Here is a 14,335-nt window from a genome sequence, read left to right on the forward strand (position 1 = left end):
CACCGAATCGCCGGGCCCCGGGTGTGCAGCGGGTCTATCGAACCGGTGTCAGTTCCGGTTCCGCGGAATCGGGTCGCCTGCGACCGAGGACCGAGTGCCTGCGCCCGTAGGCGAAGTACACGATGACACCGAGTGCCATCCAGATCACGAAGCGCAGCCAGGTCTCGATCGAGAGGTTGACCATCAGCCACACGCAGGCCAGAGCGCCGAGAACGGGAACCACCGGGACGAACGGAACGCGGAACCCGCGCGGCAGATCCGGACGGGTGCGACGCAGCACCAGCACCCCGATCGACACCAGGACGAACGCGACCAGTGTGCCGATATTGACCATTTCCTCCAGCGTGCCGAACTCGACGAAACCGGCCAGCAGTGCGCACACCACACCGACGAGCACAGTCAGCCGCACGGGTGTGCCCTTCTTGCCGGTCTGCGCGAGACCGCGAGGCAGCAGACCGTCGCGGGCCATGGCGAACAGCACCCGGGTCTGGCCGAGGAACATCACCATCACCACGGTCGACAGCCCGGCCAGCGCGCCGATGGCGATGATGTTCTTCACCCAGGTGGCGCCGTGGATGGCGAAGGCGGTGGCCAATGTGGCGTTGCCGTCGGCCAGTTCGGTGTAGGACACCATGCCGGTGAGGACCAGCGAGACCGCGATGTAGAGCACCGTCACGATCGCCAGCGACGCCAGAATGCCGCGCGGGACGTCGCGCTGTGGGTTGCGCGTCTCCTCGGCGGTGGTGGCGACCACGTCGAAGCCGATGAAGGCGAAGAACACCAGGCTGGCCGCGGCGAGCAGCCCGTACCAGCCGTAGCTGGTGCCACCGGAGCCGGTGAGGAAGGCGAACAGCGACTGGTGCATCCCCTCGGCCTTCTCCGACGGTTGCGCCGGCGGGATGTAGGGGGTCAGGTTCGACGGCTTGAAATACGTCGCGCCGACGACCAGCACCAGCGCGATCACGCCCAGCTTGATCGCGACGGCGATGGCCGACACCCGCGACGACAGCTTGGTCCCGGTGGCCAGCAGCACGCCGACCACCGCGATGATCACCACCGCGCCCCAGTCGAACTTCACCGTGCCGAGGTGGAGCACCGGCGCCGATGATCCGAGCACTTCGCCGAGGTACTGCGACCAGCCCTTGGCGACCACCGACACCGCGAGCGCGAACTCCAGGATCAGATCCCAGCCGATGATCCAGGCGATCACCTCGCCGAAGGTGGCGTAGGCGAAGGTGTACGCGCTACCCGCCACCGGCACGGTCGAGGCGAACTCCGCGTAGCACAGGGCGGTGAGCCCGCACGCGATCGCGGCGAAGACGAAGGCCAGCGACACCGCCGGTCCCGCCACCGTGCCCGCGGTGCGCGCGGTGAGGGTGAAGATGCCTGCGCCGATCACGACCGCCACACCGAAGATCGTCAGGTCCTTCGCCGTCAGATCCTTGCGGAGCTTGGCATCCGGATCGTCGGTGTCCCGGATCGACTGTTCGACCGACTTGGTCCGGAACAGGCTGCTCTTGTTCATCATCGCAGCGACCTCGGAATGGCATCGAGACGGCGCTCGGCGAACCGGTTGGCGGCGGCGCCGGTCCCGATCCCCTCGGTGATGGCGGCGGCGATGATCTCGCGGCAGCGCGGGTAGATGTCGGCGACCTCGGCTTCGACCTCGGCCGGCGTGGCGGCGCGCAGTTCACCGGCCACCTGGATGAGGCCACCGGCATTGGCCACGAAATCGGGCACCCAGGTGATGCCGCGGTCGGTGAGCGCCTGCTCGACCTCGGGTGTCGCGAGTTGGTTGTTCGCCGCACCGCAGATGAGCTTCGCCTCGATCGTCGCGGCGCTCGCCGCGGTGAGGGTGGCGCCCATCGCGCAGGGGGCGTACACGTCGACCGGCGCGGTGGACACTGTCGACAGCAGCCGGACGGCGGGCAGTTCGTCGGTGACGCGCCGCAGCGCCGCCTCGTTCACATCGGTCACGCAGACCTCGGCGCCGTCGGCGAGCAGCAGGGCGGTGAGTTCGCGCCCCACCTTGCCGACACCCTCGACGCCGACCGTGCGCCCGGCCAGTGTCGGTGCGCCCCACACGAACTCGGCTCCGGCCCGCATCGAGTGGAAGACGCCGAGCGCGGTCAGCCGGGCACTGTCGCCGCTGCCGCCCGCGCCGACACTGCGGCCGGTGACGTGGCGCGTGTGCCGACCGATGACATCCAGATCGTCGGTGTTCGTGCCCACGTCACCGGCGGTGATGTAGCGCCCACCGAGGGTTTCGACGAACCGCCCGTAGGCGGCGAGCAGGTCCTCGCTCTTGTGAGTGGCCGGATCGCCGATGATCACCGCTTTGCCGCCACCGAGATCCACCCCCGCCGCCGCGGCCTTGTACGTCATTCCCCAGGACAGTCGCAGCACGTCTTGCAGGGCCGCGGATTCATCGGCGTACGGGTAGAAGCGGGTACCGCCGAGGGCGGGGCCGAGTGCGGTCGAGTGGATCGCGATGATCGCCTTCAGCCCGGATCTGTCGTCCTCGCAGAACACGACCTGCTCGTGGGCGCGGGCGCTGAGCTCGTGCGATCGGCCGAAGACTCCTGCTTCGGTGTGCGCAACGGTCACTGTCGATTTCCTTTCCGGTTCCGCGCACCAGGGTTGTGCCCTGGGCTGCGGGGTTGTGGTGCCGCGGGTCCGCGGCAGTTTCAGTTGTGCCGCTGGTGCGGCGACGTAGTGGTGGCGCGGGTGCGCTGCGGCGCGGCGATGTGCTCAGCCGTTTGCCGCGGCGGTGCACGCCGCAGGGGCAGGGTTCGTGTGGCGGTGAGGACGTGGTCGAGCGAACGCGGAGGTGGATGGTGCCGTGGGCTCGGTGGCAACGTCTCCCGTCAGGAGTCGATGCCGAGCTCGCGCAGCTGTGCGCGGTAGAGCTCGACATTGCCGAGCTTGATGTCCTCGTAGCCGCGCACGACATCGGTCAGTGCCGCTGCCGCAGTGGCTGTTTCGTAGTTCTCGGTGGTCAGATCGTGTGCCAGCCGGCGCACCATGTCGGTGTAGTGGGCCAGCAGTTCGCGTTCGACCTTGCGGACGTGGGCGTAGCCGAAGGGGTCGAGCCTGGTGCCGCGCAGGAACTTGCCCTTGGCCAGAACCTTCAGCGCCACATGCGACTTCGGCCGCAGACCGATCTTCTTGTCGCGGCCCAACGCACGCAGCATCGGCGGGTGCAGCTTGTAGGTGAGCTTCTCGCCACCGGGCACCTGGGCTTGCACATCGGCGAGGAAGTCCGGGTCCACGAGCAGCCGAGCCACCTCGTACTCGTCCTTGTAGGCCGTGAATTTGAACAGCCCCCGCGCGACCGCCTCACTGAACTCGGTGCGCTCGGTGACCGAACGCTCTGCCGCCCAGACGGATTCGACCGTCTCGAGGTAACGGTGTGCCACCTTCGCGTTCTGGTAGCCGATCAGCTGAGCCGCTCGCAGTTCCACAACCCGGCGCACCTCGCCCTCGAAGCTGGTGTTCGCCAGCAACTCCGCGGGCGCCACCGGCGGGGTGCGCCGCGGTCGGCCTGTGTCGACCGCCGCCGCGAACGCCGCCGGATCGGCGACGGCGACCCGTCCCCACCGGAACGCCGCGATGGTGGCGTTCACCGCGACACCGTTGATCCCGATGGCCTCCTCGATCGCCGCGACCGGCAGGCGCAGCCCGCCGTTCTGGACGGCCGCGCCCACGATCAGGAAATTGGCCGCTGCCGTGTTCCCGAACAGCGTCAGTGCCGCCGCGAGCGCGTCGAAGTGATTGATCGAATTCGTCACCGTGGCAAGCCGATCCAGCAGAGTGTCCGTCGCGGGGTAGGCCACCGACTTGTCGAAGACCATGTCGCCGGTCGGGGTCTGGCTCGTCGACGCCACTGCCACGGTGCTCGCCGCGTCGCCGTACTGGAGGTAGCGGGGGTCGGTGGCGGTGAGCAGGTCGACGGCGAGCAGGCAGTCGGCGCTGCCGGGGGTGAGCCGGTTGGCCGGCTCCAATTCCGTTGTGGAGAACCGCAGGTGGGACAGCACCGGGCCGGCCTTCTGGCTCAGGCCGATCTGGTCCAGGCTCTCCACCTCGTAGCCTGCGCGCAGGGCGGCGGTGGCCAGGACCTGGTTCACCGTCACGATGCCGGTGCCCCCGATTCCGGCGATCAGCACGTTCTGGGTGCGCTGCGGTGCGTCCACGCCCGGGTCGGCTACGGCAGGCGGCTCGACGGGTTCGCGCCGCTGGGACTTGCCCTTGGCCGGATCCACCTCCACCGTCACAAAGGACGGGCAATCGCCGTCCAAGCAGCTGTAATCGGTGTTGCACGAGGTCTGATCGATGCGGGTCTTGCGCCCGAACTCGGTCTCGACCGGCTGCACCGACAGGCAGTTCGACTTGGCGCCGCAATCACCGCAGCCCTCACACACGGCCTCGTTGATCACCACCCGGGTGTTGCGGGTCGGCAGTGTTCCGCGCTTGCGCTGCCTGCGGGCGTCGGCGGCGCAGTGCTGGTCATAGATCAGCACCGTGACGCCCTCGATCTCGCGCAGCAGTTTCTGCGCCTCGTCGAGCCGGTCGCGATGCAGGAGCAGCGTGCCCTTCGCCAGCGCTCGCTTGCTGTGCCGCTTCGGCTCATCGGCGCAGATGACGATCTTGCGGACACCCTCGGTGGTGAGTTTGTGGGTGAGCTGCGCGACGGTGATCCCGCCCTCCACGTCCTGGGCGCCGGTCATCGCGACGACCTCGTTCCAGAGCAGCTTGTAGGTGATGTTCACCCCGGCCGCGACGCAGGCCTGGATCGCCAGCTGCCCGGAATGGAAGAAGGTGCCGTCGCCGATGTTCTGGAACAGATGCGGCACATCGGTGAACGGCGCCTGCCCGATCCACTGGCTGCCCTCACCGCCCATCTGGGTGAGCCCGGTGACCGCGCTGTCGGTGCGCCCGGACATGGTGACCAGCGTGTGACAGCCGATGCCACCGCCGCCGATCGAGCCGTCGGGCAGGGCGGTGGAGCGGTTGTGCGGGCAGCCGCTGCAGAAATAGGGCGTCCGCTTGGCGGAGAGAACCTCCAGTGGAAGTGCCGGGGGCGCTGCCCGTTTCAGCTCCACCTGTCCGCGCAGCACCCGGCGCAGCGGCGCCAGCAGCCGTCCGGCGGTGAGCTCGCCGTCGACCGGCATCAGGCGCGCGCCGCGCTCGTCGCGCTTGCCGAGCACGCGCGGCGCGTCCGGGGTGCCGTAGAGGATCTCGCGGACCTGCGTTTCGATGAACGCGGTCTTGTCCTCGACGACGATCAACTGCTCGAGCCCGCGGGCGAACTCGGTGAGCGCGGCCGTGCCCAGCGGATAGGGCATGCCGATGCGCAGCAACCGGATTCCGGCGCGGTGCATGCTCGCCTCGTCGACACCCAGATCGAGCAGAGCCTGGCGGACCGCGTCGAAGGTGGTGCCGGTGGCCGCGATCCCCACCTTCGCCTCGGCCGGGTCCACCTCGACGACGTCGAGAGCGTTGGCCGCACCGTAGGCGTGCACCGTCGCCCAGCGTGGCCCGTAGAGGTCCGCTTCGGCGAGCACACTGTCGGTCGGCGCCGCCATCGGTCGCTGTCGATAGACGAAAGGCGTTCCCTCCCACTGCACTTCGGGCACCGTCAGGGCGAGGTCGGCCACGCCCTCGTCGACCGTCCACGCCCCGTCGGCGACATCGGCCACGATCTTCAACGCCACCACGCACCCCGAGGCCCGCGACATCGCGATGCCCTGCATACCGAGGGTGATGATCTCCTCGGCATTGCGCGGGAACAGAACGGGCACCCCCATCGCGGCCAGCGAGCGTTCGCTCACCGCGGGTACGGTCGACGATTTCGAGGCCGGATCATCGCCCACCAGCAGCAGCACGCCGCCGCGCGGATTCACGCCGTACATGTTGGCGTGCCGGATGGCGTCGGTCGCGCGGTCGACGCCGGGACCCTTGCCGTACCAGACACCGACCACGCCGTCGTGGGTCGGCCGCCCGGCGGGCAGCTCGGCCTGGCTGCCCCAGACCGCGGTGGCGGCCAGTTCCTCGTTGAACCCGGGGACGAAGGTGATGTCGTGTTCGGTGAGTACCTCCGGCATGCCGAGCAGCATCTTGTCCACCCCGCCCAGCGGGCTGCCCTGGTAGCCGGAGACGAACGTCGCGACGCGGCGACCGGCGCGAATATCGCGCACATGCTGTTCCACCAGCAGCCGGGCGATGGCCTGGACCCCGGTCAGCAGCACCGGGCCCGCGCCGGAGCGGTAGCGATCGGCGAGGTCGTAGGGCGCGGCCGCCTCGGCCGACGGTCGAGCAGTCGCACAGACGACGGTGGTCATGAACGCCTCACCACACTTTCCACAACCCAGATCGTGAGCTGCGCAACGAAGGAACTTGCTATCGGTGCTGCGAAATGTGCCGTGGAGGGCAATCGGTGTCAACAGTCAGTCGAATAGTTGATCAGTCTGCTCAAAAGTGATCTGTACCACTGAGCTGGATGTATCAATCTGCTCGAGCGCGAGAGACCTGGGTCACATCACGGCTGATTCGTCCGGTTCGTCAGATGCTCGACCAGTGGCAGGCTCCGATACCCGATCGGCGTGGCCAGGGCGAGCATGGTCTCGGTGTGGTTCACGCCGTCGATGGCGTGCACCCGCTGGATGATCTCCAGGAGATCCTGCTGCGATTGCGCGGCGATGCGCACCAGCAGATCGGCGCGGCCGGTGGTGGCGTGCACCTCGAGGACGTGCGGGAACCCGCGCAGCGTCTCGATGATCGGATCCATCTTGTTCTGATCGAGTTCGATGCCCAGGAAGGCGTGCACCGCGAACCCGATGGCCTGCACATCGATATCGGGCGGATAACCCCGTACGGCACCCGATGCCTCGAGCCGCTTCATCCGCGCCTGCACGGTATTGCGGGCGACCCCGAGTCGCTGCGCCAGCTCGAGAATCGGCGCCCGGGGGTCACGGGCCAGTTCGGCCAGCAACGCGGCATCGAGCGCGTCGAACTTGATGGTCATGGGCGCATTCTGACACGCGCCGAACCCGGGAACCGCACACCTGATCTCAACCGTGCAGGGTCGGCCGGTAGACGAGTTCCTGGATATCGCCGTCGAGGCTGGAAAAGACATCGAACGTGTACGTGGTCGCCTCTTACCTTGCTTGCGAAAAAGGCGCACAATTATTCCGTACACCGGCTTCAAAGTTTGCGCCCGGTGGGGAGTTGAGTGCTTGCCGGGCAACATCCGGGGCGGGCATCCTCCGTGATGGCAACGTCCTCGTATCGGGCTGTGACGGCTGGATTCCGTCGGCCCGAGCGTCACACCGTGCTGAACGCCGGGCGTGGCGAAGGCTGCCTGTAGTGACGAGCCCCTTCGCCGGTTCGGCGTCACTACCAGTTAGGAAACGCCATGTCAGAGCAGAACAAGGCTTCAGCCAAGCGCATCTTCGACGCGTGGAACTCGCGAGACCTCGATGTCTTCGACGAGGTCATGGCCGACGACTGCATCAACCACGATCCGCAGAACCCGTTCGCCGAGGTCCACGGCCCCGAAGGCCTCAGGCGGCTCGTGCAGATGTATCTCGCCGCTTTCTCGGATCAACGGTTCCTGATCAACGAACAGATCGCCGAAGGCGACTTCGTCACCACCCGATGGACGGGAACCGGAACCAATGACGGCGAGATGATGGGTATGCCCGCCACCGGCAAATCGGCAGTTGTTCAGGGAATTACGATCAATCGCTTCGCGGACGGCAAGATCATCGAGAGTTGGGCCTCCTGGGACACGCTCGGGATGATGCAGCAACTCGGCGTAGTCCCGTCGGCGCACTCCGCGACAACCTGATTCGTGACGTGGGAGACCGCACCCACGCAACTTCCGGGCCCCCGGCTACCTCGCCCCTGGGATTCGTGATGAGGGAACGGATCTCCGGGGCCGATGGTGGGTCTGGGTCTGTACGCGAAACGGACCCAGAAAGAGGTCGCGCAGCGGTGCGTCGGTAGGGGCGGCACCGGCCGACCCGGACTGCTAGCGCGCCACAGCGGCGCGTGCGCCCATTCCTGTGGCACTGTTGGGCTTTCGACCCACTGGGCGTATTTTTCGGTCGTCCAGGGCGCCGGTGTCGCGCTGATCTCTAGTCCGCTCCACGGATGCGACTCCGCGATGCGCTCGGCGAGACGGTCCCGACCAGCCGCAGCGACGCGGAAGGTCAACTGCCACTCCGGGCCGGTGCCGACAGCGTTCGTGTTCGCTCTGCTGTTTGTGTGAAACCTGTTCCGTACGTCGCGCGCGCACTCGCTGTCGTTGTCCGCGCCCCCGCGTCCGCTCTCGCGTCCGCGCGCAGTCGGGCTGGCGGTCGCACTTGTGGAATCCAGGCTGTTCACACGATTCATGTGTCGAGATCTCGAAACATGCACTCCCGCAGCGCAATTGGGTCATACTATTGAGGGATACCCAGGCGGACTCTCAACTCGGGGCGGGCATATGCAATCGATACCGAATGCGCGAGTTCCTATCTATGTCGGGAAGCGACTGTTCTTGGGCCGCACCGACTTGGTGGTCTCTTTCTACACTCGGAAATGTCAGTTCGAGTGCAGCTATTGTGCGTTGCCGATGAGGTCGTCAACCAGCACGGTCTCGGTTGCTGACCTCAATGAGCAGATCACCGGGGTGTTCGACGACCACCAGCACCATATCGGTACGTTCCAGCAATTCTCATTCGGAAACGAGGGATCGGTACTCGACCCGACACGCTTCCATTCGTACTCTCTCCATCACCTGCTCGACCATGCGGCCAGCATGGAAAGCCTAGAGGTGTTATCGCTCGAAACACGCCCGGAGTACATAAGCCGGGGTCGTCTGATCGATGTGCGTGCCCGCACGACCGCATCGGTAATCGATCTGACCGTCGGTTTCGAAACCCAGGACGACGAAGTACGGCAGGTGACACTTCGGAAGAAGATCAGCCGACGAATGTTCGAGGACCGCATCGCCCTGCTGGGCGAGCTCGGTATGCGGCTCACCTCTTACGTCCTGATCAAGCCTGCGCCACGTATGAGCGAGGAACAGGGGGTAGCGGAAGCGATCGCGACTATGGAGTATCTCGGTGAGATATGTGATCGGCACGGTGTCGATTTGGTCATCTATTTGACCCCGACCTACATCGCCCAGGGTTCACACCTTCAACGTGTAAGCCGGCCGGGAGACTGGGTACCGCCGAAAATTCAAAGCATCTACCGGATTGCGGTCGCCGGGCACCGCATGGGCCTTCCGGTTTACACCGGGCTGTGGAGCGAGGGGCTCGCTGACGAAAAGAACGATTTCCGGGGGCACACCGATTATGATCCCAGCTTGCGCCTGGCTATGGTCAACTTCGACCGCACCGCCGACCCGTCCTATTTGGAGCCCTACTCACATTTGCTGGAGCACACGGACGAAGACGGGGAGGCGGCGTGCGCCCGTATCGGGAACTCTTGAGAAATCTCTGCGAGCACGAGCCCGGCAGACTGGCGTCGCTTCCCCGAACGCTTGTCCTACGCGAAGCATCGTGGCTCCTCCGTCACGACGACATCTACATTCTCCAACAGCTCGCCGTGCGCACCGATGTATTGACCTCACTCAATCCACTCGAGCTCGCCGCCGCTAGAGATCGTGCGCTGCGAGACTGCCGAGCCGACGATTTCTGCTTCCTGTACGGCGCACTGCCCCACGGCGGTGACGTGGCTCCCGAGTCGCTGGCCGAGGCGTATCAGGCATTGGCCAAGCGCGGCAACGTCACGGGGATCGAGGATATTTCCAAGATGACCGGCGTGCTGCCACGGATCAGCGAGGAAGCCGCCCGATGTAGTTACGACGTCCTGGTTTCGACGGGTCGTCTCGGTGCCGCAGACTACGTCCGGCAGCTCTCCGGCGTGCCGGTAAGATTCAGCGTTGAGGCTGGTCGAGCAGGATTGCGAACGCTGCTCCGCGCAGGACGGTACGCCACCGTGACCGAATTGCTTCGGTCTTTTCCGAACGAGCCGATCGGCGAGCTGCGGCAGGACGAGTTGGCGCGGGCATTCGACCGGGCATTCGCGGAACGGCAGCTGAGAGAGTTGGCCGCAATGGTCAAGTCCTCGGGCCGATCAGGTCCCGTCACCGATTTCGCCGCACACGCCAACGAGCTTCTCCGTGCAGGTCGTGTCGCGGAAGTTCCCGCGCTGTTCGCTCTCTGCGTGGATGCGCCCACAGTGATTTCTCCGGAGCTTCGGGCCAGGCTGGTCGCCGCGGAAGACGCAGACATTTTTCGCTTTCTTCTTCAATTCGACACCGACCCGGAATTGCGGCGGGCATATGCCGCGACTGCGTATCGGATAGGCGTTCAGGCGAGGGATCGTGTTGTTGTCCGTCTCGCCTGCGAGCGCGGCGGACACCGGCTGCGTACGAACGATTGCACCACGCTGCTCGATGAGGCAATGATCGACATCGACCCGGACTGGATCCGGTTCGCCAGCAAGAACCTCGGCCGGTTGCCGACTCTCGACTCCGACGCGGTCCAGCTTTTCCTCGCGTCGATTGTCCAGGCCGAGCACGCAAGTCTGCCGGAGATGGAGCGCATGCTCGATGCGACACTCGATGAGCCGCTCCGCCTGTGGCTGGCGGCGTCGATGGACGCCGAGTTCGATCTCGCGGACCTTCTGGTGAGGGAGTTCGGCATTCACCTCGTCGGCGCCGACCAGGACTGGGACCGAACGCTTGTCCAGGACTGAAATCGGTTCACAGGTCACTGGAAATCGGTAGCGTTCGCGCTATTACACACGGTGGTCATCATCGCGGTTGGCAAAGATCGGATGCGCGGCTTCCAGCGGCCGACGCTGGAAGAGCGCGCTGGACGGGAGGTCGTCACGGGCGATCGCCCGGACAAGTGTGAAGCCAAGCCGTCGATAATAGTCCTGGAGTGCGATGTTGGTCGTCCAAACATCGCATCGATACCATGAGACTCCTATGTTGGCGGAGCGATCAAGACCCCACTTCAAGAGCTGAGCCCCCAAGCCGCATCCGGCATGAGACCGGCGGACTATCAGCCTCTTCAGGTAGGACGCCGACTCTGCCTGCTCATCCGCTGTCCACAGCAGGGGGTCTGGGCGGGAATCGATCGTGATAGTTGCGACAGTCTCCGATCCTTCCCGCAGCATCCATGTCTCGCCGGCCTCGATTCCCGCAAGCACATGTGTCCGGAAGCCATCAGGTTCCACTGACCACTGGTCGGTTCCGAGTCGGCGAAGCCACGCGGCCGCCTCGGATCGCATTGCTAGCACCTGTTCCACATCCGACGATACGGCGCGATCGATTATCATTTGCAGCTCCTCAAATCGCTCTCCCATCGGGGAGTTATCGCACATCGAATAACGGGAGTTCGGTCAGCGAGGAAGTCATCACTCCGTCGGCTTCTGCTGCCAAGGCGCGCGTGAGCAGGTTGAACCTGGACTGAAGCGACGCCAGCTTGCTCTTCAGCAGTGCGGTCTCGGTGAACTCACACGTAACAACGACGTCATGAAACTCCCGGCCCCGAAATGTGAAGCTCCGCGTCCTGACCAGACCGAAATCTAGCTCCAAAGCATAGACCAGCTCATCGGTCAGCCGTAGTACCGGGAACTGAAATGCGCTGCGCATCCTTCGCTCCCCGGAACGCGCGTACTCCTCTGTCCAATTGCCTAAGAGCATTGCGACCAAGCATCCATATGTGTCACAGTCGGAGGCTGCGATGGACAGTGTCGTCGTTCCGGACAGACGTGGATTGATCTCGATTACCCGATATGTATTCTCGACGTAGATCATCTCTACCTCTATTACGCCCTCGACGCCGAGTGTGGTGCACATTGTTCGCAGCCGAGCGGCGATTGGAGCGAAAGCATCGTCCGCTTCTCGACGTGGTATGCAGTAACGAAAACGATCGGACGCCATGAAGGGCGGTGCTGATCCGGTTCTCCCTTTCCAGATAAGCGGCTGGATAACGTAGGACCCGTCATGCCCGACAATCTCGACCGAGCACAGTTCACCTTCGAGGCACTGCTCCAGAACCGCGTTGCCGTCATACGGATCTTGAAGGTAATTTATCAATGCGAGTTCGTTCTCGATGAAACATATCCCGTTGGCGCCGCAATCCCACAGGGGCTTGACCAGCAACGGGAACCCGAGTTCCAATGCCCGACGCCGCACGTACGCTGGGTAGCCGTAAACAGCAGGGCCCCGACCGTTCAGGAGGTCCCCGTCGATGAGGATTCCGTCGGATGCCTCGATTCCGAACCTGCGGACGACTTCCTTGGTGTCCCATTTGCTGCTGAACATCCGGATCACTTCCGGACGGTGCATAATCATGGGTATTCCGCGGTCGGCGAGATGATCTTTTACCACCGCGTCACGCATCGTTTCCTGATCGTACATGGGGAGCGAAATTACGCCATCCGCACCCCACTCGAGAAGTTTGTCGACGAGTTGGTCGCAGTCCATTCCTGGCTTCAGTTGCTCCGCTTCGACAGGAAAATCTTGTACTTCACGCTCATTTTCGATGAAGAACAGCTTTGCCGTGATCTCTGCGCCGAGCCGAGATAGCGCCACATCGAGATAGGGGGCAGACCAATGGAATTCGTCAGTATAGAGAAATGCGATCCGCTTCATCGAGTCACCGACCCCTCGCATACCCGCGGCGGCAGGTTGGCCGCGGTGTGGCACCGCGTCCGCGGCTTCCGCCTGAGTCACCTTCACCATTGGTGTCAGGAAGATCATACCGTCATCGAGATCGGTGGATCCTCTTTTGCGGCAAGGTATTTCGATATCGCGAACGAACGCCGACCTTCGCCGCTTCACCCAGAACGATCTCGACGTCATAGCCTTCGAACTCAAGCACCGGCCCCGCAAGATCCACGGGTACTGCAGCCCTGCCGAGGTCTACGCTGAGCATCTGAACAGTGTTGACGCACTGACTGTTTGAGCGCAGCGTCGTTTTCCGAACACCTACGGATTCGGGCGGCCTCCCGGCGTACGGCAGAATGTGACCGGCCTGCCAGCGATCGTGATCAGCGAGCTATTCGGAGTCCACCCCAACACCGCGCACCGCTGGGCTCAGTTCGCGCAGGACGGCTGGGCGGCCTACTTCTGCCTCCCGTGGCCAAGTGGCTGAGGCGCGAATTCTGACATGTTGAGCCGGACTTTCCGGTCGGTGAGCTCGTCGGCGATCGCGCGAGCATCGGGCATGGTGCCGACCAGGCGATCGAGTTTGCTCACGACCAGCATGTCAGCTTCGTGTACCGCCGCCAGGGCCTCACGCAGCCCGGGACCGTCACGATTGGTGCGGGTCAGTCCATGATCGACATAGATCCGTTGGGCACCGACTCCCAGACGGTCAAGGTATCGATCTGCGCGGTGAGGTCCTGTGAATCGGTGCTGCGGCGGCAGGAGCCAACCAACAGTTCGGGGACCGATTGACCCTAGCGTTAGGCCCCTGCACCGGGCATTGTTGCCGGGGGGAGCTTGAGGGAATCCGCAGGTCAGGGGTGAGCTGTCGAAACTTGTCGGCGCCCGATCGCGGCCCGGGTGCGGTGGGGGTTCCCCGAATCGACACAATCCCGCACAGGCCTTATCGGCGAAGACTCAGGCGAGAACAGCGGCGAGGAACCCCGCGATGTACGCGAGCGCGAAGAGAAAGGGGACCCACTGCTCGATGTGCGACAGGGGCCAGTACCGGGACCGGTCCTTCCCCTCACCCAGGGCCCACCATTCGGCACGCCAGAACGGGGAAGCCGGGAGTCGTTCCTCGAGCGCGCCGACAACCTGGTACTTGGCGCTGTTCAGGAGCCTGTAGCTGCGGACCAGGTAGAACCAGGCGAAGCACTGGCCGAGGATCGCGGCCAGTGGGATGGCCAGCCACCCCGCGTTGTCCGGTGGAGGGGTCTTCCAGAAGGCGGCGACGAGAGTGAAGATGCCGGTGTTAAGGGTCAGGAAGAACGAATTTGCCAGGCCCCGTCGGGCGCTTACCCGGTCGGCCATCTCCACGTAGAGCCGGTACTGCTCGAGCACCGCGCTCTCATATGTCGTGGCGCGTGCCTCAGGCCCGGTCTTGCCCAGTGCATCGTTCCAGAGTCGGGTGCGAAGCTCGGACGGGTGATCGTTGTGGTGCATCGTCCACCTCCTGGAGTGGCGCTGTGTCCTGCGGCGGATCCATCTTTCCATTCGGGCCGGGCCAGCCTCTACGCACGACTTGCGCACGGACTCCGGCGACGAGTCTTGGCGTAAGCCAGCTTTGCTCGCAACTTGAGCGGGGACAAACCGTGGGACAGGTCCTACGCGACAGGT

At 64.7% G+C, this 14,335-nt stretch carries 11 protein-coding genes and 1 pseudogene; 3 read left to right on the plus strand and 9 right to left on the minus strand.

The features are described from left to right. Positions 1 to 34: 34 nt before the first annotated feature. The 4 genes from ACWGCN_RS07375 to ACWGCN_RS07390 form a co-directional block, all read right to left on the minus strand. The gene (locus tag ACWGCN_RS07375; protein WP_378991568.1) at positions 35 to 1,528 is read right to left on the minus strand and encodes an APC family permease; all 1,494 of its coding nucleotides are present in this window, start codon (positions 1,526 to 1,528) and stop codon (positions 35 to 37) included. Continuing rightward, entirely contained in the window at positions 1,525 to 2,607 is a 1,083-nt protein-coding gene (locus ACWGCN_RS07380) for a Glu/Leu/Phe/Val dehydrogenase dimerization domain-containing protein (RefSeq protein ID WP_452458422.1), read from the minus strand. Before ACWGCN_RS07380 ends, ACWGCN_RS07375 begins: the two co-directional genes overlap by 4 nt. A gap of 260 nt (positions 2,608 to 2,867) precedes the next feature. After that, a complete protein-coding gene (locus ACWGCN_RS07385) occupies positions 2,868 to 6,341 on the minus strand; it encodes an indolepyruvate ferredoxin oxidoreductase family protein (RefSeq protein WP_452458421.1) in 3,474 nt (1,157 codons plus the stop codon). Positions 6,342 to 6,538: 197 nt separating this feature from the next. Continuing rightward, the gene (locus ACWGCN_RS07390; protein WP_378633322.1) at positions 6,539 to 7,024 is read right to left on the minus strand and encodes an Lrp/AsnC family transcriptional regulator; all 486 of its coding nucleotides are present in this window, start codon (positions 7,022 to 7,024) and stop codon (positions 6,539 to 6,541) included. A gap of 390 nt (positions 7,025 to 7,414) precedes the next feature. Here ACWGCN_RS07390 and ACWGCN_RS07395 point away from each other — a divergent pair, with 390 nt between their 5' ends. After that, positions 7,415 to 7,849, plus strand: coding sequence for an ester cyclase (locus ACWGCN_RS07395; protein ID WP_452458420.1), 435 nt, complete (start codon positions 7,415 to 7,417; stop codon positions 7,847 to 7,849). A gap of 245 nt (positions 7,850 to 8,094) precedes the next feature. Here ACWGCN_RS07395 and ACWGCN_RS07400 read toward each other — a convergent pair. After that, positions 8,095 to 8,397 (minus strand): annotated as a pseudogene (locus ACWGCN_RS07400) (hypothetical protein); the annotation flags it as partial. A gap of 220 nt (positions 8,398 to 8,617) precedes the next feature. On the opposite strand from ACWGCN_RS07400, the gene ACWGCN_RS07405 reads away from it, so the two are divergent. Together ACWGCN_RS07405 and ACWGCN_RS07410 are read left to right on the plus strand one after the other, a co-directional pair. Continuing rightward, on the plus strand, positions 8,618 to 9,481 hold the full coding sequence (locus tag ACWGCN_RS07405) for a hypothetical protein (protein ID WP_449964445.1): 864 nt from the start codon (positions 8,618 to 8,620) through the stop codon (positions 9,479 to 9,481). Beyond that, positions 9,457 to 10,752, plus strand: coding sequence for a hypothetical protein (locus ACWGCN_RS07410; protein WP_449964448.1), 1,296 nt, complete (start codon positions 9,457 to 9,459; stop codon positions 10,750 to 10,752). Before ACWGCN_RS07405 ends, ACWGCN_RS07410 begins: the two co-directional genes overlap by 25 nt. A gap of 42 nt (positions 10,753 to 10,794) precedes the next feature. Here ACWGCN_RS07410 and ACWGCN_RS07415 read toward each other — a convergent pair whose 3' ends face one another. The 4 genes from ACWGCN_RS07415 to ACWGCN_RS07430 form a co-directional block, all read right to left on the minus strand. Then, a complete protein-coding gene (locus ACWGCN_RS07415) occupies positions 10,795 to 11,385 on the minus strand; it encodes a GNAT family N-acetyltransferase (protein ID WP_452528988.1) in 591 nt (196 codons plus the stop codon). Continuing rightward, positions 11,375 to 12,871, minus strand: coding sequence for an ATP-grasp domain-containing protein (locus tag ACWGCN_RS07420; protein ID WP_452458419.1), 1,497 nt, complete (start codon positions 12,869 to 12,871; stop codon positions 11,375 to 11,377). Before ACWGCN_RS07420 ends, ACWGCN_RS07415 begins: the two co-directional genes overlap by 11 nt. Positions 12,872 to 13,132: 261 nt before the next feature. After that, positions 13,133 to 13,606, minus strand: a complete 474-nt coding sequence (locus tag ACWGCN_RS07425) for a recombinase family protein (RefSeq protein WP_452458418.1) — start codon at positions 13,604 to 13,606, stop codon at positions 13,133 to 13,135. Between the two features lie 27 nt (positions 13,607 to 13,633). After that, positions 13,634 to 14,161: a RipA family octameric membrane protein gene (locus ACWGCN_RS07430; RefSeq protein ID WP_452458417.1), complete on the minus strand. Its 528-nt coding sequence runs from the start codon at positions 14,159 to 14,161 to the stop codon at positions 13,634 to 13,636. Positions 14,162 to 14,335 lie beyond the last annotated feature (174 nt).

The sequence above is a fragment of the Nocardia sp. NPDC055050 genome (genome assembly GCF_053608345.1).